Here is a 20,925-nt window from a genome sequence, read left to right on the forward strand (position 1 = left end):
CGGCCGCAGGTCATCCCACGGCAGCCCCCTCGTCGCCGCGGGCTAGGCTGCCCGACATGACCAAATTCAGCGGTATCGCCACCCTCGCGGTGGGGCTTCCCGTCGTCGCCATGACCGCCTGCAGCTCACCCCAACAGGCGAGCACCCAGCCCGGCACCACCCCTCAGGTGAAGAGCGCCCCACCGGCGTCGTCGGGTGAGACGACGACGCCCGCGCCCAACGGCGAATCGCTCACCGCGCAACTGAAGACGCCGGACGGGCGGTCGGCTGCCACGGCGACGTTCGACTTCACCGGCGGGTACGTGACCGTCACCGTCAAGACGGTGGCCGGCGGCATCCTGTCACCCGGCTTGCACGGCCTGCACGTCCACGAGATCGGCAAATGCGAGCCCAACTCGGTCGCCCCGACCGGCGGTCCGCCCGGAAACTTCCTGTCCGCCGGCGGCCACTACCAGGCGCCCGGACACACCGGCAAGCCGGAGAGCGGCGACCTGTCGTCGCTGGAGGTGCGTTCGGACGGCTCGGCGTACCTGGTCACCACCACGGATGCGTTCAACCGGGACGAGCTGCTGGGCGGCAACAAGACTGCCTTGATGCTGCACGGCGCCCAAGACACCGACACCGCGATGGAACGGGTGGCATGCGGCGTCATCGGAACCGGATAGCCGGCCGGCTCGGCGCTCTAGACTGAGCCGATGTCCAGCCCGGCAGGTTCGTGGGGGCACCACCCGCGCGCGGGGGAGGATGACGCCCGGCCAAGGGGCCGGGGCCGGATTCCCGATCGTGATATCGCCGCCATCCGCGAGCGGGTGCGCATCGACGAAGTCGTCGGCGATTACGTCCAATTGCGGCGCGCCGGTGCCGATTCCCTCAAGGGCCTGTGCCCGTTTCATGACGAGAAGTCGCCGTCGTTTCACGTTCGCCCCAACCACGGCCACTTCCACTGCTTCGGTTGCGGGGAGGGCGGCGACGTCTACGCCTTCATCCAGAAGATCGAACACGTCACCTTCGTCGAGGCCGTCGAGCTGCTCGCCGACCGCATCGGCCACACCATCAGCTACACCGGCCCGGCGACCAGCGTGCAGCGCGACCGCGGCAGCCGCAGCCGGCTCGTCGCGGCCAACGCGGCCGCGGCGGAGTTCTACGCGGCGGCGCTGGAATCCGACGAGGCGGCACCGGCCCGCCAGTACCTGACGGAACGGAACTTCGACGCCGAGGCGGCCCGCCGATTCGGGTGCGGATTCGCGCCGTCCGGGTGGGACTCACTGACAAAACATTTGGTGCGCAAGGGTTTCGAGTTCAAGGAGCTGGAAGCGGCCGGCCTGTCGCGGCAGGGGCGACGCGGCCCGATCGACCGCTTCCACCGCCGGCTGTTGTGGCCCATCCGCAGCGCGGCCGGCGAGGTGATCGGGTTCGGCGCCCGCCGCCTTTTCGACGACGATCCGATGGAAGCCAAGTACATCAATACCCCCGAGACGCTGCTGTACAAGAAGTCGTCGGTGATGTTCGGCATCGATCTGGCCAAACGCGACATCGCCAAGGGCCACCAGGCGGTCGTCGTCGAGGGCTACACCGACGTGATGGCGATGCATCTGGCCGGCGTCACCACCGCCGTGGCGTCGTGCGGCACCGCATTCGGCGACGAGCATCTGTCGATGCTGCGCCGACTGATGATGGACGACAGCTTCTTCCGCGGGGAGCTGATCTACGTCTTCGACGGTGATGCGGCCGGCCGCGCTGCCGCGCTCAAGGCCTTTGGCGGCGAGCAGAATCTGGCGGGGCAATCCTTCGTCGCGGTGGCCCCGGACGGCATGGATCCCTGCGACTTGCGCTTGAAGTCCGGCGCCGGCGCGCTGCGCGACCTAGTCGCGCGGCGCACCCCCTTGTTCGAATTCGCGATACGCACCGCGATCGCCGAGATGGACCTGGACAGCGCCGAGGGCAGGGTCGCGGCGCTGCGCCGCTGCGTGCCGATGGTGAGCCAGATCAAAGACCCCACGCTGCGCGACGAGTACGCCCGCCAGCTCGCCGGCTGGGTGGGCTGGGACGACGTGGCGCAGGTCATCGATCGGGTGCGCACCCAGGCCAAGAAGTCGCCGGCCCCGGCGCGGGGCGGTTCCGCCCCGAACGCCCCCCGCGGCGCCGCTCAGCAGCCCCGCGGGGCGGCCCCGGGCCGCCCCGCCGCCGCACTTCCCGACCCTCGTGACCCGACGCTCAGGCCGCAGCGTGCGGCGCTCAAGTCGGCGTTGCAGTATCCGGCGCTGGCCGGGCCGGTGTTCGACACGCTCCCCGTCGAAAGCTTCACCCATCCCGGTTACGCCGCCGTGCGCGCTGCCATCGAGGCCGCGGGCGGCACGTCGGGCGGCATCACCGGGGCACAGTGGATCGACGCGGTGCGCCAACGCGCCGGCTCAGACCTGACCGCCGGGCTGGTCAGCGAGCTCGGCGTGGAGGCCATCCAGGTCGACGACGACGAGAAGCTGGTGCGTTACATCGCCGGCGTGCTGGCCCGGCTGCAGGAAGTGTGGATGGGCCGGCAGATCGCGGAGGTGAAGTCCAAGCTGCAGCGCATGTCGCCGATCGAACAGGGCGACGAGTACCACGCGTTATTCGGTGACCTGGTAGCCATGGAGGCCTACCGGCGCAGCCTGCTGGAGCAGGCTAGCGGCGACGATCTGACGATGTGAGGGCCTCCTCGGCCGGTCGCTCGGCACCGCGCTCCAAGATGGCCGTTTGATCGTCGATCTCGGCAACGGTCACGAACCCCGCGTCCGGGGAGATCCGATTCGCGATCTTGCGGCGTCCCCCTTGGATCACCGACTTGGCCACCGGGCTGCTGGTCAGCGCGCGATAGGTGCCGACGATCTGCTCGTATCGGCGACGCCCGGCCTTCGAGCCCAGCACGTAACCCAGTCCCAGCACCACGACATACCGGATCAAAGCGTTCCTCCCGACTAGCGACCGTTCCCATCCTGCCTCACCCGCCCCGGTGCGTGCGCGCCCGATCCGGTCCCCGGGGCGAGACGAGGTCGGTCCTGTCCAGTTGGGTGCGGTTATGCCAGTACGCTAGAGTCGTCCCGCGATCGTGTTGATCCCCTGTAGCTCAATTGGCAGAGCGTTCGGCTGTTAACCGATAGGTTCCTGGTTCGAGTCCAGGCGGGGGAGCAAGGTTGAGACTCAGTGTGCGGCGCTCTGGCCGCCGTCGATGTGGAGGGTCTCCCCGGTCACGAAAGTGGCGGCCTCCAGCTACCGAACCCCCTCGATGACGTCGGCGATGGCGCCCATCCGGCCCAGCGGATGCATGGCGGCCAGCGCGACCGTGTCGTCGTCGGCATGAATCGGCGTGGCGATGTTGCCCGGGGAGATGGCGTTGACGCAGATCCCGCTGCGCGCGTACTCGATGGCCAACGATTTGGTCACCGCCGCCAGGCCACCCTTAATGAGGGCGGTCAATCCCGCGGGGCCCGCGGAGTTGGCCTGGTCGAGCAGCGACGTGGTCATGTTGACGACGTGGCCGCCCCAGCCTTGCGTCAGCATTAGGTGCTGGCCTCGATGCCGCTGCGCGTGTGGCGTACCGATGAGGTGACGCCGCTGGCGCCGCACCCGAACGACCCCGGAGCCTAACTATCCGAAAGGCGCTAGTCGTACGCCGGGGTCCACACGGTGTCGAGGACGGCCTGCCGCGGGTCGGCATGCGTCCTTGTGGCCACCCCGCCGGCGACGGCGGCGTGATACACGGCTTCGGCGACCGCAATCGAGATGGCGCGCAATTCCCTGACATCGGGGAGCAGTGAATCTCCGGCTTTTGACGGGCTGGCCTGTCGCACAACGGCTTTCGCTGCCGTCTGCAGCATGGCCTTGGTCAGCAGCCGGGCCCCGGCGACGATGATGCCCAGCCCGATTCCGGGGAACACCAGCACGTTGTTGGCCTGGCCGATGGTGTAGGTAGTGCCGTCGTATTCGATCGGCGCGACGGGGGTGCCGGTGGTGATCAGCGCCTTGCCGTCGGACCACTGCAGCACGTCGGCCGGCATGGCTTCCATGCGCGACGTCGGGTTGGACAGCGGGAAGATCATCGGTCGCTCGCACGATACGGTCATGGCCTGCACGACCTTCTCGGTGAAGGCGCCGAACACGGCCGAGGAGCCCAGCAGGATGGTGGGGGAGGCGAGCTTGATGGTGTCCACCAATCCCACCCGATCCGCGGCTGCTTGTCCCGCTCCCAAGCCCAGTTGGGCGCGATTCTTCGCGTAGGGAACCTGGAAATCCCGCAGGTCCTCCATGTCGTCGAATAGCAGGCCCTGCTTGTCGATCGGCCAGATCTGCGCCGTGGCCTGCTCGATGGTGGCGCCGTCGGACACCATCGCGTCGCGAATCTGATCGGCCACCCCGATCCCGGCGGTGCCGGCCCCGAAGACGACGGCCCTCTGGTCGCGCATCGGCACACCGGTGACGTGGCATCCGCCGTACACGGCCGCGACGACCACCGCGCCGGTTCCCTGGACGTCGTCGTTGAACACGCAGTATTTGTCGCCGTAGGTGTGCAGGATCCGCCGTGCGTTGAGGGGCCCGAAGTCTTCGAAATGCAGGATCGCCTTCGGGAACAGCCGGTGAGCGGTTTCGATGTAGCGATTGACGAAGTCGTCGTATTCGGCGCCGCGGCGCCGGGCGTGACGATTGCCCAAGTAGAACGGATCCTGAAGCAGTTGTTCGTTATTGGTGCCCACGTCAAGGGAGACCGCGATGCAGCGACGGGGATCGATGCCGGCCCCGGCGGTATACAGCGCCAACTTGCCCACCGCGATCTGGATGCCGCCCACGCCCCAGTCGCCGATGCCCAGGATCGCTTCGGCGTCGGTACACACGATCAGGTCGACGTCGTCCGGTTCCAGCCCGAAAGTCGCGAAGGCGGGCTCGATCTCGTCGGGCTCGTCGATGCTCAGGAAAAGCCCGCGCTGTCCGCGGTACTCGTCGGAGAACCGTTGAATGGCCTCCCCGACGGTGGGCGTGTAGACCACCGGCATCAGTTCCGGCAGATGATCCTCCAGCACCTTGTAGTAGAGCAGTTCGTGGCGGTAATGCAGCTGCTCCAACAGCAAGTTGCGCCCCAGATCCGTTGCCAGGGTCTGCAATTGATGCCAGACCCGGTCGGCCTGCTCGTCGAGCGTGAGCACCGCCGGTGGGAGCCGTCCGGTCAGACCCAGCTGCCGCCTCTGCTCGTGTGTGAAGCCGACCCCACGGTTCAGACTGGGCGAGGACAGCGCCGCCGGGATCTTCGGCGCGTGCGGGTCGCTCATCGCAAATCTCCGTCCGTGACTCGGGACCTTACGGCAACCGTAGCGTCGATCGCGTCGATCGCATCTTGAGCGGCATTCGCAGCGCCGCGGCCGCGGGTCAAGCCAACAGAGGTTGCAGCGCCTGTCGCAGGTCAGCGGCCTTGGGGACACCCGCGGTGCGGTACCGCTGCCGGCCGTCGGCGTCGAAGATGAACGTGGTTGGCAGTGACAACACCGAAAGCCGCTTGGCGACGGCAGGATTGGCGTCAATGTCGATTTCGAGATGCATCACGTCGGGGAGATCGCTGCAGACTTGCTCGACCACGCGACGCACCGAAGCGCACGGACCGCACCATGCTGCGGTGAAATGGACGACTGTCGGACCCGCCTCGGACAAACCGAGATCTGCAGCGTCCCCTGGGAGATCAAGACTTGTCTCTCGAAGCACCCCGGACCGTCGATTGATCATCGCTCCTGCCGCAGTGGCGGCCCCGAGCGCAGCGATCAGCGCCGTCCCTGCGATCACAAGAGTGCTCAATTGGTCCTCAGATAGAAAAATCTTCGCCGTGCCACACGCCGGCTTCCGGTGGACGGATGACACGTCCGAATTGTTGCCCGTTGTTGGAGGCCTCCAGCTTGGCGACCCGGGTGAGGAGGGACTGGAGGCTGACGCCCACGAGGTCGGGCATCATCGAGTCGTCGGGGCTGTTTCGGCCGTGGCGACTGATGACCTGGCCGGGAACCCCGATGACTACGGCGCTCGACGGAACCTCTTTTACCACGACAGCGTTGGCGCCGATCCGGCTGTCATCGCCGATCTTGATCGCTCCGAGCACCTTGGCGCCGGCACCGATGGTCACCCGGTCACCGATGGTCGGGTGGCGTTTCCCGGTATCCCGTCCGCTGCCGCCAAGCGTGACGCCGTGGTAAATCGTCACGTCCTCGCCGACTTCCGCCGTCTCGCCGATCACCACTCCGGTGGCGTGGTCGATGAAGAGGCCCGGGCCCAGGGCGGCACCGGGGTGGATGTCGACTCCGGTCAAGATGCGGGTGACTTCGTTGAGTATCCGCGCGGCCAGCCGGGCGCCGCGGTTCCAGAGCCAGTGGCTGATCCGGTGGCCCCAGATGGCATGCACGCCCGGATAGGCGAAGATCACCTGCAGCGTGGTCGGGGCAGCGGGGTCGCGCTCCCTGGCGGCCCGGATGTCTCGGCGTATGGCATCGAGCATGGTTAACCCGCCAGGTCGGCGAACAACGGCGTGCTGAGATACCGCTCGCCGAAATCAGGCAGCACGACGACGACAAGCTTCCCGGCGTTTTCTGGGCGGCGGGCCACCTGCAGGGCGCCGACCACCGCGGCACCCGACGAGATGCCGACCAGCAAGCCCTCCTCGCGTGCCAGCCGACGTGCCACGTCCATGGCCTCCTCGTTGCCGACGGTGATGACCTCGTCGATGAGTTCCATGTCGAGTACCGGGGGCACGAATCCGGCGCCCAGGCCCTGGATGGGGTGGGGACCCTTTTGTCCGCCCGAGAGCACCGGCGACGCTGCCGGCTCCACGGCGACGAACTGCGCTGACGGCTTGCGTTCCTTGATGACCTCGGCGACCCCCGTGATAGTCCCGCCGGTGCCCACGCCGGCCACGAAGATGTCAACCTTGCCATCGGTGTCGCGCCACACCTCTTCGGCGGTGGTCTTGCGGTGGATCTCCCGGTTCACGGGGTTTTCGAACTGTTGGGGCACCCAATACCGTTGGTCGCTCTTGGCCAGCTCCTCGGCTTTGGCGATCGCGCCCGGCATGCCCTCGGCGCCCGGCGTCAGGACGATCTCGGCGCCCAATGCACGTAGCAGCATCCGCCGCTCCATGCTCATCGTCTCCGGCATAACCAACACACAGCGGTAGCCGCGGGCCGCAGCCACCAGCGCCAGGGCGATACCGGTGTTTCCGCTCGTCGGTTCGAGGATGATCGTGTCGGGCTTGATCAGGCCCGCTTGCTCGGCCGCGTCGATCATCGCGACCCCGATGCGGTCCTTCACGCTGTTTCCCGGGTTGAAGAACTCCAGCTTGGCTACGACGTCGGCGGCCGCCCCGTCGGTGACCCGGTTCAGCCGGACCAGCGGAGTGTTTCCAATCAGTTGTGTGACGTTATCTGCGATGCTCATCTGTCTTCCTCAGGCGATGTTGGTTCAAGCTTCGTCGGCCTACCAGGTGATGTCGAATTCGACGGCGACGCGAGTGCGGATGGGCAATATGGTCATCGACGGGTTGATCCTTCTGAAGATTGACTAACGCTTAGACGCGGCCACTGGGTGCTAGCTGTGCGAGCGGCCCGCAAACCTGGAGGAAACGCGAGGGTTTCTGCGGCGTCAGAAAATCAACAACAACGACAACAGCAGTGCACGGCGGTGCGGCACGTAAGGACAAGGCACGGCTGGGTGGCCTGTTGCATAACGCCCACTATAGGACATTCGACAATTTCGACGGTTGAGCTCATCGTTTGCTGAGTACCCCGGGGCCCTTTCACACCCGCCAGCGGGCTCTCGGACACAAGGCGCTCAACACGGAGGGCATCGCGGTGCGCGGGTCATCACTGCGCGCAGCCCTCCTGCGGCGCCTCGGCTCGGGGCCACGGTTCGGCCGCCGTTCGCGTTCAACAACACGTTCGAGGAGATCGACGTCTTCCTGGCGGCGGTGCGCCGGATCGCCGAGGGCGCACCGACGTCGGGTGACCGCGCCGCCTGCCGCCATTGCACGGTTAAGTGCCCGGGTACCAACCGAATCCGCGTGAGGTCAGGAGCACGATGCCTAGTGAGACCACCGCGACGACGGTGAGTCCGATGACCGCGACGACCAGCGGGCGCCACCCGGTGCGGGCGATCTGGCGAATGTCGGTGTTGAGCCCGACGCCCGCAAAGGTCAGCAGAAACGCCCATTTCGACACGTTGGCGAGGTTGGCGGTTTGGCCCTTGGTCAACCAGCCCGCGGTCGCGATCGCCGAGACCACGAGGAAGCCGAGCACGAACTTCGGGAACTTCTCCCAGATGAAAGCGGACTTGGCTTTCGCGCCGGGCGCGATCTCGTCGGCCTGCCCGCGCCCCGCCCAATAGAGCGCGAACCCAAGGACCACGAATCCGATCAGAGCGTTGCGGGTCGATTTGACCAGCACGGCGATCTTGCCGGCATGATCGGAGAACAGATACCCGGTGGCCGTGGTCTCGGCGGTATTGTCCACCGACAGTCCCGCCCACAGCCCGAATTCGTTGTCAGTCAGCCCGATCGCGTGCCCCAGGGGCGGCAGCACGAACAGCGACACCGCTCCCAAGGCCAGGATCGCCGCGATCGCGTAGCTGACGTCGGCGTTGCGGGCGCGGATCGCCCCCTTGGCCGCCGCGATGGCCGACACCCCGCAGATGGATGTGCCGATCGCCAGCAGCGAGCCCAGCTTGCCCGACAACCCGAACGCATGCGCCGCGACGATGATGATCGTCCCGGCGATCGTCATGTCCACCAGAATCTGCACCAGGCTGATACCGCCGAGTTTGGCGATGTCGCCGAGGACGAATCGCGAACCCAGCGCCACGATCCCGACCTTGAGCCAGAATTCGTAAGTCTGCACGCCGGGCCGGAAGATCGGATGCACGCCGATGGTGTTGGTGATGAGCAGTCCAATCACGATGGCCCACAACACGTATTCGATGTCGGGCACCGTCCAGTGGTGGTGCTTGGCCACGGTGTTCCACCAAATCTGCGCGCACTTGCCCAGCACGCCGACCCCGATCAGCAGCAGGATGCCCGGGACGTATTCGAGCGGACGCGTGCTGGTGAAAGTGGCCTCGGCCGACGTTTCGTCGGGTTCGACGCGAACCGTGCTCACGCGGTCACCACGGGATCTTCGGGAGCACGTTGGCCACCGCAAGCGCGACGATCACGCCGGCCACCGCAGTAGCCCACCAGTCCACCGATATCGAGCCGAGCCTCGCGGGCCGGGCCGACCGTTGCGACGTCTCTTGCTCGCGCCCGTCACTCGGCGCGCCTTCACCCACGATGATTGCTCCTCGTTCACTGTGGCCCTGGGCGCCACATTCTGTGCGAATAGTGGCGTCTTGGGCCGCGGCGACCAAGTGATTGGCTCGCCCTGAATTTAGGTGGCGTGCGCGGCTCCGGCTCCGGTCAGGTTGGCAGGCCGAGCTTCTCGGCATCCGCACGGTACCGGTCCACCCACTCGTCGGAGCGCTGGTCGGCCTGACGTGCCAGTACCGGCTCGGGCGCCAGCCGCGGGTCGAGCCCCAACGCCTCCAGGATGGCGGCGACCACCTGAGTCAGGTTGCGCCACAACACTGGATACGGAATCTCCATGGGCTTGACGTCTTCCTCGGCGAACCAATTCCGCCAGCCCTCGTTCTGGGCGCGCAGCATGGTGACGACGTGCGCGATCGCGCCGGCGTGATAGGTAGCGCGCGCGTCGCGAGCCGGGTCGGGTCGTCCTCGCCACACCCGCGTCTGCACCGCCCGCCAGAACGACACCGCCTGCGAAATCACGTCGGGGCGGTGCACATAGATGAACAGCGGCTCCTCACCCACCACGTCGGTGATCGCGGCCAGCAGACCGTCGCCGCTGCGATTCGGCAGATTCTTCGCGCGGTTCAGCAAGAGCGGCGTCTGGTTCCACATCAGCTTGCCGCCCCATATCCCGTTCGGCGTCCTGCCGACCGTGCGGATGTAGTCGCGCCAGATCTCGGGCGGCGCGAGGTCCGGCGTCCCGGCATCGAGCGGGTCGAGCAGGTTCAGGATCGACTCGTCCTCCATGCCGGCGAACCACTCGCGGGGCTGCGGCGCCTGGCTGGTGGCCGGCAGGTACTGGAAGAACTCCTGCGGCTCACCGGCGACGCCGGTCGCGCGCAGCGACTCGACCAGCAGTGTGCTGCCGCTGCGTTGGGACGCCAACACCAGGTAGGAGGACGGATTATCAGCCACGCAGCAAGCCTATCCGGCGGCAATTGCTTTCGCAGCTAATGGTTTTACGCTCGCGTTGAACTTAATTGCTGAAGGGAAGTCAATTACAAATCCGCGATGATTACCGGAGTTAGACGCTTCCGTCGTCGGCGAAATCTTCGCAGGCGCACCACCGACCCCTGTCCTGTAGCCTTCGCCGAAGTTGCGTGCCGCGCTTGAGCATCAGGTGCTGGGTGTAGACCTTGTCGCGCTGCTGCGGCGAGAACGCCAAGTCCAAGTTGATCGGCAACCCGGCCCAATCGACCCGGTCGTCGAGCTGCTCATCGTCGGCGGCGCCGCGCCTCAGCCGGCACTGCAACGGGCAGACAGCTCGCACGGTGTCCTCGAGGGGCCCGTCAAAGTCCAGAGCCACGCCTAAGTCCCTCCTCGACGCAACCATTGACTGAATGGTGCAGCGAGGTTGTTTCAGCGACAGGCGCACGACGTTTCCGTCGTATTACGAGTCGCGCGACCCGGGAGGCTTAGTAGACGTCGCGGTGATAGCGCTTGTCGGCGCTCAGCGACCGGACATACTCCTTCGCCCCATCGGGATCGAGGTTGCCGTGTTCGGCCGCGATTTCGCAGAGCGCACGGTCGACGTCCTTAGCCATGGGGTCCGCGGTACCGCAGACGTACAGCTGGGCGCCGTCTTGCAGCCAGCGCCACAGCTCGGCCCCACGCTTGCGCATCAGATGCTGCACGTAGACCTTCTGCTGCTGGTCCCGCGAGAACGCGAGGTCCAACTCGGTGAGGAACCCGTCAGCACGCATCTTTTCGAGTTCGTCGCGGTAGTAGTAGTCGGTGGCGGCGTGCTGCTCGCCGAAGAACAGCCAGTTGGGTCCGGTGTGCCCGAGCGCGCGACGCTCCTGCAGGAACCCGCGGAAGGGCGCGATCCCGGTGCCGGGGCCGATCATGATCATCGGCGTGTGCGAATCGCCGGGTGGCCGGAAGTTGCTCGACTGCTGCAGATAGACGGCGACGCGATCACCGGGTGAGCGGTCGGCCAGGTAGGTCGAGCACACCCCGCGGCGGGGGACGCCCTGAAAGTTGTAGCGCACCGGCGAGACGGTGAGGTGAACTTCCCCGGGGCACGCTTTGGGGCTCGACGAGATCGAGTACAGCCGCGGCTGAAGGCGTTTGAGCACCCGCAACCACTCGTGGGCCGACGCCCAGACCGGGTGCTGTGCCAGCAGGTCGATGGACTGGCGCCCCCACGACCAATCCGACAGTGCGCGCTTGTTTTCCGGCTTCAGCAGCTCGGCGAGCGTCGAGTCGCCGGTGCGCTCCTGCACGAACCGCACCAGGTCCCGGCTGATGTGGGCGATCTCGATGCGCTCGGTGAGCGCGGAGCGCAGCGACATCAGACCCTGCTCGCCGACCTCGACGGGCGTCTGCCCGTCCAGTCCGGTGACCGCCAGCCACTCGTCGACCAACCGGTCGCTATTGCGGGGCCACACCCCCAGCGCGTCACCGGCCTCGTAGCTCACGGTTTCTTCCGGCAGGCTGAAAACCAAATGCCGCACGTCTTTTGTCGATTTCGGCTGACTCAACACGGTGTTGCGGACGATGCCGGTGATCAGGGGGTGTTTCTTGGTGTATCCGACCGTTCCGGAGCCGTTGGCCGGGCGAACCGGCGCGGCAGTCGAGGTGGTGGCCGCCGCACTGCCATCCCGGCCCACCGGCGCGGGAGTGCGCGAGAGCGCCTGGATGACACCGCTCAGCCACTTGCCCGCTGCGTCGTCGTAGTCCGGTTCGCAGTCGACCCGGTCGATGATGCGGGTCGCCCCCAACTCGGCCAGACGTTCGTCGAGTTTGCGGCCATGGCCGCAGAAGTCGTCGTAGTTGGAGTCGCCGAGTGCGAGCACGGCGTAGCGGGTGCCGGTGAATTTCGTTGCGCCGTCGGTTGTCAGCGCGCGCCAGAAGCCGGCGCCGTTGTCCGGTGGTTCACCGTCACCGGTGGTGCTGGTGATCAGCAGCAACTCCCGAGTCGTCGCCAATTCACCCACCGGGAAGTCGTCCATGGCGCGCAACGAGACCGGCACGTCGGCGTTGCCCAGCCGGGCGGCGATATCGGCGGCGAGCTCTTCGGCGTTCCCGGTTTGCGATGCCCACAGCACCACCACGGGTGTCCGTTTGGCGGGCTTGGCTTCGGGTGGCTCGATCGTCGCTTCCTTGACCGCCGGGGCCGGCGTCGGCCGCGGGGCGCTTTCACGCGAGAACAGGCCCGCGAGCAGGCCATCCACCCACAGCCGGGTGCCGGGATCGAAGGGAGCGCTTTGCGGCAGGGTCGGCACCCCGGCGGTGCGCCGCCCCGCATCCGACCGAAGTGCGGTCAACATCCCGGCAAGGTAGGAGCGGCCGAGTTCGTCGAATTCCGGCGCGGGTTTGGTTGCGACGCCGAGCAAGTCGGCGAGGGCGTCGACCTGTGACGCGCTGATTTCCAGCACCTCCGCGGAAACGAGTTCTGGTGTGTCGGTACTCGGACCGGCCGGGGCGACAGAAACTTTCGCCAACGTGACCGCGCACGCCTTGAATTCCGGTTGGTTCGAGATCGGGTCCACCGCGTCGTTGGTGACCGCGTTGATCGCCAGGTATTCGCCGAACACGTCGTTCCAGTGGAACGGCGCGAAGCAGTTACCGATGCGCACCCGGTCGCTGATCACGGCGGGCAGCACGGCGCGACCGCGGCGGGAGGCGATTTCGATCGCGTCGCCTTCGGTGATCTGCAGCCGTGCGGCGTCGTCCGGGTGGATTTCCACGAACGGCCCGGGATTGAGCTTGTTGAGCTTGGCGACCTTGCCGGTCTTGGTCATCGTGTGCCACTGGTGCGGTAGGCGACCGGTGTTCAGCAGGAAGGGGTAGTCGTTGTCCGGCATTTCCTCGGGCGGGAGGTGTGGGCGGGCGAAGAACACCGCACGACCATTCGCGGTGGGGAAGGCCAGCCGGGGAGAGCTGCCGTCCTCGCGGACCAGCCTGGCCTGGCTGACGCCGTCATTGAGGTAACGAATGGGGTTGCGGTCGTCCGTGCTCTCGGGTGCGCATGGCCATTGCAGCGGGCCCTGACGCAGCCGTTCGTAGCTGACGCCGCGCAGGTCGTAGCCGGTCTTCGGGTTCGAGAACCGTTTGATCTCTTCGAAGACCTCTTCGGCGGAGCCGTAGCTGAAAGCGGCCGAAAAGCCCATCTCGCAGGCGATCCGGGCGATGATCTGCCAGTCGGGCATCGCGTCACCCGGCGCGGTGACGGCCGGCTGGAACAGCGTCATGTTGCGCTCGGAATTGACCATCACACCCTCGGCCTCCGACCACAGGGCCGCCGGCAGCAGCACGTCGGCGTATTCGTTGGTCTCCGTTTCGAGGAAGGCGTCCTGGGTGATGACCAACTCGGCACGCTCCAGACCGGCCAGCACGGTCTTCCGATTGGCAACGGAGGCAACGGGATTGGTGCAGACGATCCAGCACGCTTTGATTTCACCGCTGGCCATCCGGGAGAACATGTCGATAGTGCCGGTGCCGACCTCGGTGCGGAGTGTCCCGCAGGGGATACCCCACTGGTCTTCGGTGAAGGCGCGGTCCTCCGCGGATAGGGCCGAGCGCTGGCCCGGCAGTCCCGGCCCCATGTAGCCCATTTCGCGGCCGCCCATCGCGTTGGGCTGTCCGGTGAGCGAGAAGGGTCCGCTGCCGGGTTTGCAGATCGCGCCGGTGGCCAGGTGCAGGTTGCAGAGGGCGTTGGTGTTCCAGGTGCCGTGCGTGCTCTGGTTGAGGCCCATGGTCCAGCAGCTCACGAAATTCTCGGCCTCGCCGATCATCCGGGCCGCCGCGCGGATGTGTTCTTGGGGAATCCCGGTGATTTCGCTGACCTTGTCGGGGGTGTACTGCTCCAGGAAGCTGGGCATCGCCTCCCACCCCTCGGTGAACTCGGCGATGAAGTCGGGATCGGTGTGCCCGTTTTCAACGATCTGCTGCAACAACCCGTTGAGCAGTGCGAGGTCGGAACCGGGGGAGATCTGGAGGAACAGGTCGGCCTTGTCGGCGGTCGCGGTGCGGCGCGGATCGACGACGATGAGTTTTGCGCCGGCCTTGACGCGGTCCATCATCCGCAAGAACAGGATCGGGTGGCAGTCGGCCATGTTGGCGCCGATGACGAAGAAGACGTCGGCGTGTTCGAAGTCTTGGTAAGAGCCGGGTGGTCCGTCGGCGCCCAGGGAGAGCTTGTAGCCGGAACCGGCGCTGGCCATGCACAGCCGCGAGTTCGACTCGATCTGGTTGGTGCCGATGAAGCCCTTGGTCAGCTTGTTCGCCAGGTACTGCGCCTCGATGGACATCTGGCCCGACACGTACATCGCGAAGGAATCCGGGCCATGCGTGTCGATGATCGCCCGTAACCGGTTCGCGCACTGGGCGATAGCCCGGTCCATATCGACGGGCTCGACGGGCTCACCGCGGTCGGTGCGTACGTGTGCGGATTCCATCCGCCCGGGCGCACCGAGCAAGTCGGAAGTGGTTGTCCCCTTGGTGCACAACCGGCCGAAGTTGGCTGGATGTTCTTTGTTTCCAACCGACTTCGCGATGTGACGGCGACCGCTCTCGGGATCGGTTGTGACCTGCAACACCATCCCGCAGCCGACGCCGCAGTATGCGCACATGGTGTTCACGGCATCGTGCTGTGACGCCATGGACTCCCTGGTCACGCACTTCCTCCTTTGAGCGCAACGGGCTTACGTTGAATGGTGCGACGAGGATGTTTCGGCACCGGATATCCGGAGTTTCCCCCGCTTTACGGCTTCCTCTCACCGGCGAGAGCGCCCGCGTGATGTCTTGGAAAAGCCGCATATCCCCAGTTCAGGGTGGGTCATCGTCGACCCGCCGACTCCGCTCAAGGCTACCGGCGGGGCCGGGCGGTTTACCTGTCAGAACATGGTCTCCGACCAAACAAATGGGACATTCACAGCCTTCGCTAAGCTCACCGAGTGCGTCAGCTGATTGTGATCCTGCTGGCCTCCGGTTGCGGCTGGAAGCAAGCCGGTTCGCCGCCGGTGTCACCCGATAAGTGCAAGGATTCCGACGGGCCGGCGCCCGCCACGGTGCAGCGGGCCATCGCCTCGGTCCCGATCACCGTCCCCGGTACGACGTGGGTGGAAATCGCTCGCGGACATGTCAAGAAGTGCCGCTTGTACTGGGTGCAGATCATCCCGACGATTGCCAGTGAATCCACCGGGCAGCAGCTGCTGTTCTTCGATCACAACACTCCGCTGGGTACACCAACCCCAAATCCCAAGCCGTATATCACCGTTCTGCCGCCCTCCGATGACGCCGTCACGGTCCAGTACCAATGGTTGAAGGGTAACGATCAGCCCTGCTGTCCCACCGGCGTTGGCACGGTGAAGTTCGAGATCGGCCCGGACGGCAAGCTGAAGGCGCTCGGCAAAATCCCGAATCAATAGCGTTGCGTTACAACGCGATCAAGCGGCCCGTCAGTTCGTGATGTCGTCCGCCAAGTTTTCCGGGTGCAGCATCTCGGCGTAGCGCAGTTGCTCCGGAATCCCGAAGCCGTCGACGAGCGTTTGCGCGTGCGGGCGCAGCGCGCGGCACCGATCGTTGATACCGCGGGTGACGGCCTTGGCCCGGTCGGTGGATAGGTAGCGATGCTCGATGTACCAGGCCTTGTCGTCCTCGATCACCGACAGCGCGTACAAATCACACAGGATGCCCAGCAGTTCTCGGGCTTCCTCGTGCGGGCAGGCGTCGATGCCGGCGACGAACGCTTCGAGCACCACCCGGTCGATGTGCGCGGAAGCGGCGTGCAGCACGTGATCCTGCACCGCGTTGAAGGCATCGAATTCCGACATCTCCTTGGACTTGGCCTGCAGTCGACGCGCGACGGACGCCAGCAGATATTCCTCGCGGTCCTCGAACATCTTGATCTGCGTGCCGCGGTTGAAGAGGCTGCCCTCTTCCTCGCTGTCCTGTCGGGAGTCCACGATGGTTTGGATAATCGTCTCGGCGGCAGTGCGTTTGACGACGCGCTCGCCGACGGTGTTGGCGGCGAAACGCACCCATTCGACCGGGCTCATGCTGCGGATGTCGTCGGCGTAAGCCGTCAGCAGCTCCTTGGCCACCAACTGCGTCAGCACGTGGTTGTCGCCCTCGAACGTGGTGAAGACGTCGGTGTCACCGCGCAATGCGACCAACCGGTTCTCGGCCATGTAGCCCGCGCCGCCGCAAGCCTCTCGCGCCTCCTGAATCGCCCGGGACGCGTGCCAGGTGTTGGCCGCCTTCAGCCCGGCGGCGCGCGCCTCCAATTCCCGCTGCTCGTCGGCGTCGACGGCGTCCGCCGTCTGGATGTCGTGGCATTTACTGACCAACTCGTTCTGGGCAAACTGCAGCGCGTATGACTTTGCGATCAAAGGGAACAATCGGCGCTGATGCACCAGGTAGTCCATGATCAGCACCTCGGACTCGTCATCGGGTGCGCTGAATTGCTTGCGCTGCAACGCGTATCGCGTGGCGATGTCCAGCGCGACGCGACCCGCGGCGCCCGCGCTGCCGCCCACCGTGATCCGTCCGCGGACCAACGTGCCCAGCATGGTGAAGAATCGGCGGCTCGGATTCTCGATCGGCGAACTGTAGGTGCCGTCCGGTGCCACGTCGCCGTATTTGTTCAACAGGTTCACCCGCGGGACGCGTACGTGGTCGAACACGATGCGGCCATTGTCGACGCCGGGCAGGCCGCCCTTGTATTCACAGTCCGAGGTGGTCACCCCCGGCAGGTCGTTGCCGTCGGAGTCGCGGATCGGCACCATCAGGCAGTGCACGCCGTGGTGAAGCGGTTTGCCGTCCTCGTGCGTGATCAGTTGGGCGAATACCGCTGCCATGGTGGCCGTTTCGGCCGCGCCACCGATGTAGTCCTTACGCGCCGTCGGCGTGGGGGAGTCGATGACAAACTCTTCGGTCTCGGGGTCGTAGGTCGCAGTGGTCTCCAGCGACTGGACGTCGCTGCCGTGCCCGGTCTCGGTCATCGCGAAGCAGCCCCGCAACTCGAGGCTGATGATCTTCTTCACGTACGCCTCGTGATGACGCTCGGTGCCCAGGTTCTCCACGGCGCCGCCGAATAGGCCCCACTGGACGCCGGCCTTCACCATCAACGACAGGTCCGACATCGCGAGCATCTCGATCATCGTGATCGCCGCGCCGATGTCGCCGGTGCCGCCATGCTCCTTGCGGAAGTTGTCGGCCGCGGCACCGAACGCGGCCATGATCCTCATCTGCTCGGCCACCTTGGTGCGCGCGATCACCGTGTTCGGGGTGTAGTGCGGCCGGAAGAGGTCCTCGCTCATGGTGGATCGCAGCTGGTTTCTCGTGTCCCGCCAACGCCCGTCGAGGGCGTTGCGCAGCTGCTCGGCAATGGTTGCGGTGTCTGGCGCCATAACCCGACCGTATCCTGCGGTTCCCGTCGCGGGAATAACGACCTAAGGACAGGGGCGAGCAAACTGATGTTTCCACCGAGCGTGCCTCCAGTGCGAGGTCGAGGCCCGATTCTCGCGCTGAGTGCACCCTCGGCGATACCTTCTCGGGTATGTGCCGTCTAAGGGTGGCGTCCGTGTGTCTCGCCCTGTTGCTGGGGGGATGCTCAGACGCCCACCCGCCCACTCCGGCGCCCACGCCGCGGCCGATGCTGGCTTACCTCGGTCAGTCGCGGATCCCGTTCAACGCCACCTTCGACGGCACCGACATCGGCGGGTTGTCGGCGCTCAGCTATGACGCGGGCCGTCACCTCTATTACGTCATCAGCGACGACCGCTCCGAGAAGAACCCGGCCCGCTTTTACACCGTGCAATTGTCCTTGTCGGACAGGGGAATCGACAACGTCACCTTCACCGGCACCCGCCCGCTGCTGGACCGGTCCGGCCAGCCGTTCCCACCGCTCAGACCGGACGCCACGCCGCCCGTCATTCCCCCCGATCCCGAGGGCATCGCCTTCGATCCCGGCCGGCAACGGCTGTATTGGTCCTCCGAAGGCGAGCGGCGCACCGCGGGACCGTTGCTGCTCGACCCGTGGGTTCGATCGGCCGCGCTCGACGGCGCCTACCTCGGCCAATTCATGCTGCCGGCGAACTTGGCGATGTCCGCGCAGCCCACGGGTCCGCGCCGGAACAAGGCGCTGGAGGGATTGGCGCTGACGCCCGACGGCCGATCGCTGTTCGCCGCGATGGAGGACCCCGGTTACAACGACGGGCCGGTCAGCGACGACGGCCACCGCGTGCTCACCCGGGTGACCAAGTTCGACGTCGCCTCCGGGGCGCCCACCGCGCAGTACGCCTACCCGATGGAGCCGCCCACACCGCCCGCCGACGTCAACGGCCTCTCTGACCTGGTCGCCCTGTCGGACACCACGTTTCTGGTGATCGAACGATCCTCCGCCATGCCGCCGACCGTGCGGATCTACCGGGCCGAGATCGGCGCGGCGACCGACGTTTTGGCCACCCCGGCGATGAAGGACGCGGCCGTGACCCCGATGAGCAAGACCCTGGCGGTCGACTTGTCCGCCACGCCAGGACTGTCGCCCCTCGATAATGTCGAGGGCATCACGCTGGGCCCGAAGCTGCCCGATGGTCGTCAATCGGTGGTGCTGGTCAGCGATAACAACTTCTCACCGAGTCAGGTCACTCAGTTCCTGTTGTTCGCGATGTGACGGCCTAGGGATCTGCTGCTGGACGACCGGCCTGAGCCGATAGAGGGCGAAGCCCGCGGCCGCGGCGCCGAAGAGCACCAGCATCGTCATGTCGAACACCCACCAGCCGCTGTAGTGGGTCCACATCTGCGAGTTGGCGGCCAGCCCGTCGACCCTGCGCAGGTCAACGGTGGACGCCGACGCGGCGAAGCCCCATTGGGCCGGGACGAACCAGGAGACCTGTTGGAAGCCCCATTTGCTCACCAGCTGAACGAGGCTTCCGTTGAACAGCGCGGACGCCAGGATCACCGGCAGCAGCAGCGGCAACACCTCACGCAGCGACGTCCCCAGCGCCGACAACGCGAGCCCGACGACCGCGGACACGATGGCCGTCACCGCCACGCTCGCATACAGCTCGACCGTGGCGTTGTGCAGCAAGGCGGCGCCACGCGGGGGTCCGCCCCTGTCGGCGACGACGATGGCGAACACGATGGCCGTCAGGATGGCCGCGGCCAGGCCGAACACCAGGATCTTGGCGGCCAGGTAGGCCGCGGTCGACAGCCCGAGAGCCTGCTCGCGCCGGAAGATGCGTTGCTCGCGCGCCACGGCCCGGATGGTCAGCGCGGTGCCGATGATCACCGCGGCGACATTGAGCGCAGCCAGGATCTCGATGGCCTCGTGCGGGTGAGTACTTCCCGGCCCGGGCCGGGCGAGGCCCGAATCGCCCGGTATCAGCAGGGTCAGACCCGCAAGCGCGAACGGCAAGATCGCCAAGAGCACGAAATAGAGGCGGTCGGCGAAAATCAGCCGGACATCGCGGCGGGCCAGCAGCCGGATCTGCCGCGTCATGGCGGGCTCGGCGGGGGGCGGCGGCGGGGCGGTGATCTCCGGCGGCCCGGTCAACGTCGATGCCAGCGGCCGGGCGCGGAAGGCGCGGTGGGTTCCGTCTGGGTCGGCGCTCACCCGCTCGAGCACCCTCGACCAGTCCGCGGTGCCCATCGCGGACTCGATCTGCACTGGCGGGCCCAGAAACGCCGCCGTCCCGGCTGAGGTGAGAACCAGCACCTGGTCGCAAAGGTCGAGGTTCGTCAACGACGTCTGCGACGACACGGCGGCCACGACCACGCAGCCGATGTCGGCCTGGCGCCGCAGCATTGCCATCACGTGGCGTTGCTGCTCCGCGTCCAGACCGGCGCTCGGCTCGTCGACGACGAGCAGTGTCGGCCGGGTGATGAGCTCGACCGCCAGCGCGGCGCACCGGCGCACCTCGGGCGAAAGCTTGCCAATCCGGCTGGACTCGTATGGTGTCAGCTCGAGCTCCTCGAGAACCTGGCCGACCACGCGGTCGCGTTGCTCGGGTGGAATGTCGTGCGGCAGGCGAATTTCGGCGGCGTACCTAAGGGCCTGGGCGACGGTGAGCTGGCGGTGCAGGCGGTCCTCGGACGAGACGATGCCGATGCGGGTGCGCATGGACTCCGGCTCGGCGTGCACGTCGTGGCCGTCGACGGTGACCCGCCCGGAGCTGAGTTGCCTGGTGCCTGCGAGCAGCCCGAGCAGCGCGGAGTTGCGTGCGGCCGACGGCCCGACGACCGCGGTGAATATGCCCGGACGCGCCGTGAACGAGATGTCCGACACGATCTCGCGGCCGTCGATGCCGAGACCCAGCTGGTATGCGACCACCCCCACCGTGCGCGCGTCGGCTTTGAGTGGCAAGCGATAGGTGGCATTCGTCTCCGCGGTGCGGAAGGAGGGGCGCGCGACGCGCAGCTTCGAGGTGATCATCCGCTCGATGAGGCCCGGGCCTCCCTTCTCCGGGGCCTCGGCCGCGGCGGCGGGCTCGGCGGGCGGCGGCAGGTCGGGGCGGGCGGGCGGCTCGACCGGCGGTGGTTGCGGCGGCACGACGCGCATGCGCTGGGTCTCGCGCTGGGTCGGCGCGCGCAGGTTCGGATCGATCGGATGGGCGGGGGTCTGTCTCTTATACACATCT

General features: G+C 66.6%; 17 protein-coding genes, 1 tRNA gene and 1 pseudogene. 6 read left to right on the plus strand and 13 right to left on the minus strand.

All coding sequences use genetic code 11. The features are described from left to right. Nucleotides 1-56: 56 nt before the first annotated feature. Both A5781_RS23215 and dnaG read left to right on the plus strand, forming a co-directional pair. Nucleotides 57-665 carry a superoxide dismutase family protein gene (locus tag A5781_RS23215; RefSeq protein WP_082939485.1) on the plus strand — a complete coding sequence of 203 codons (609 nt, stop codon included), beginning with the start codon at nucleotides 57-59 and terminating at the stop codon, nucleotides 663-665. A 30-nt stretch (nucleotides 666-695) separates the two neighbouring features. Next, nucleotides 696-2,687, plus strand: a complete 1,992-nt coding sequence (dnaG, locus tag A5781_RS23220) for a DNA primase (protein ID WP_067212575.1) — start codon at nucleotides 696-698, stop codon at nucleotides 2,685-2,687. Here dnaG and A5781_RS23225 read toward each other — a convergent pair. Then, nucleotides 2,662-2,940: a hypothetical protein gene (locus A5781_RS23225; RefSeq protein WP_067212578.1), complete on the minus strand. Its 279-nt coding sequence runs from the start codon at nucleotides 2,938-2,940 to the stop codon at nucleotides 2,662-2,664. The genes dnaG and A5781_RS23225 overlap by 26 nt on opposite strands. 152 nt (nucleotides 2,941-3,092) lie before the next feature. Here A5781_RS23225 and A5781_RS23230 point away from each other — a divergent pair. Continuing rightward, a tRNA-Asn gene (locus A5781_RS23230) sits at nucleotides 3,093-3,165 on the plus strand. An 81-nt stretch (nucleotides 3,166-3,246) separates the two neighbouring features. Here A5781_RS23230 and A5781_RS23235 read toward each other — a convergent pair. The 5 genes from A5781_RS23235 to cysK form a co-directional block, all read right to left on the minus strand. Continuing rightward, nucleotides 3,247-3,537 (minus strand): SDR family oxidoreductase, encoded by a 291-nt coding sequence (locus A5781_RS23235; protein ID WP_067212583.1) that lies wholly within the window; start codon nucleotides 3,535-3,537, stop codon nucleotides 3,247-3,249. Nucleotides 3,538-3,638: 101 nt separating this feature from the next. Continuing rightward, nucleotides 3,639-5,297, minus strand: a complete 1,659-nt coding sequence (locus A5781_RS23240) for an NAD-dependent malic enzyme (protein WP_067212587.1) — start codon at nucleotides 5,295-5,297, stop codon at nucleotides 3,639-3,641. A gap of 97 nt (nucleotides 5,298-5,394) precedes the next feature. Beyond that, complete coding sequence (locus tag A5781_RS23245) at nucleotides 5,395-5,814, minus strand: thioredoxin family protein (protein ID WP_067212590.1); 420 nt, start codon at nucleotides 5,812-5,814, stop codon at nucleotides 5,395-5,397. Nucleotides 5,815-5,821: 7 nt separating this feature from the next. Then, nucleotides 5,822-6,505, minus strand: coding sequence for a serine O-acetyltransferase (cysE, locus tag A5781_RS23250; RefSeq protein ID WP_067212594.1), 684 nt, complete (start codon nucleotides 6,503-6,505; stop codon nucleotides 5,822-5,824). A 2-nt stretch (nucleotides 6,506-6,507) separates the two neighbouring features. Continuing rightward, complete coding sequence (gene cysK, locus A5781_RS23255; protein WP_067212597.1) at nucleotides 6,508-7,440, minus strand: cysteine synthase A; 933 nt, start codon at nucleotides 7,438-7,440, stop codon at nucleotides 6,508-6,510. A gap of 386 nt (nucleotides 7,441-7,826) precedes the next feature. Between cysK and A5781_RS26385 the strand changes: the two are divergent. Next, nucleotides 7,827-8,005, plus strand: a pseudogene (locus A5781_RS26385) (aminotransferase class V-fold PLP-dependent enzyme); the annotation flags it as partial. Between the two features lie 28 nt (nucleotides 8,006-8,033). Here the strand turns inward: A5781_RS26385 and A5781_RS23260 are convergent. From A5781_RS23260 to A5781_RS23280, 5 genes are all read right to left on the minus strand, one after another. After that, entirely contained in the window at nucleotides 8,034-9,152 is a 1,119-nt protein-coding gene (locus A5781_RS23260) for a YeiH family protein (protein ID WP_067212601.1), read from the minus strand. A gap of 4 nt (nucleotides 9,153-9,156) precedes the next feature. Beyond that, the gene (locus A5781_RS25980; RefSeq protein ID WP_197504027.1) at nucleotides 9,157-9,321 is read right to left on the minus strand and encodes a hypothetical protein; all 165 of its coding nucleotides are present in this window, start codon (nucleotides 9,319-9,321) and stop codon (nucleotides 9,157-9,159) included. 127 nt (nucleotides 9,322-9,448) lie between these two features. Beyond that, complete coding sequence (locus A5781_RS23270) at nucleotides 9,449-10,252, minus strand: Stf0 family sulfotransferase (RefSeq protein WP_067212609.1); 804 nt, start codon at nucleotides 10,250-10,252, stop codon at nucleotides 9,449-9,451. 109 nt (nucleotides 10,253-10,361) lie between these two features. Further along, nucleotides 10,362-10,643, minus strand: coding sequence for a hypothetical protein (locus A5781_RS23275; protein WP_156624977.1), 282 nt, complete (start codon nucleotides 10,641-10,643; stop codon nucleotides 10,362-10,364). Nucleotides 10,644-10,752: 109 nt separating this feature from the next. Then, on the minus strand, nucleotides 10,753-14,943 hold the full coding sequence (locus A5781_RS23280) for a bifunctional nitrate reductase/sulfite reductase flavoprotein subunit alpha (RefSeq protein WP_067212612.1): 4,191 nt from the start codon (nucleotides 14,941-14,943) through the stop codon (nucleotides 10,753-10,755). Nucleotides 14,944-15,246: 303 nt separating this feature from the next. Here A5781_RS23280 and A5781_RS23285 point away from each other — a divergent pair, with 303 nt between their 5' ends. Continuing rightward, entirely contained in the window at nucleotides 15,247-15,711 is a 465-nt protein-coding gene (locus A5781_RS23285) for an LppP/LprE family lipoprotein (protein ID WP_067212641.1), read from the plus strand. Nucleotides 15,712-15,741: 30 nt separating this feature from the next. Here the strand turns inward: A5781_RS23285 and A5781_RS23290 are convergent, their stop codons facing one another. Continuing rightward, nucleotides 15,742-17,694, minus strand: a complete 1,953-nt coding sequence (locus A5781_RS23290; RefSeq protein WP_067212616.1) for an acyl-CoA dehydrogenase — start codon at nucleotides 17,692-17,694, stop codon at nucleotides 15,742-15,744. A 149-nt stretch (nucleotides 17,695-17,843) separates the two neighbouring features. On the opposite strand from A5781_RS23290, the gene A5781_RS23295 reads away from it, so the two are divergent. Next, entirely contained in the window at nucleotides 17,844-18,959 is a 1,116-nt protein-coding gene (locus A5781_RS23295) for an esterase-like activity of phytase family protein (protein WP_067212619.1), read from the plus strand. Here the strand turns inward: A5781_RS23295 and A5781_RS23300 are convergent. Continuing rightward, nucleotides 18,918-20,921, minus strand: coding sequence for an ATP-binding cassette domain-containing protein (locus tag A5781_RS23300; protein ID WP_082939486.1), 2,004 nt, complete (start codon nucleotides 20,919-20,921; stop codon nucleotides 18,918-18,920). The genes A5781_RS23295 and A5781_RS23300 overlap by 42 nt on opposite strands. Nucleotides 20,922-20,925 lie beyond the last annotated feature (4 nt).

This window comes from Mycobacterium sp. 852002-30065_SCH5024008 (assembly GCF_001665645.1).
GTDB classification, from domain to species: Bacteria; Actinomycetota; Actinomycetes; order Mycobacteriales; family Mycobacteriaceae; genus Mycobacterium; species Mycobacterium paraffinicum.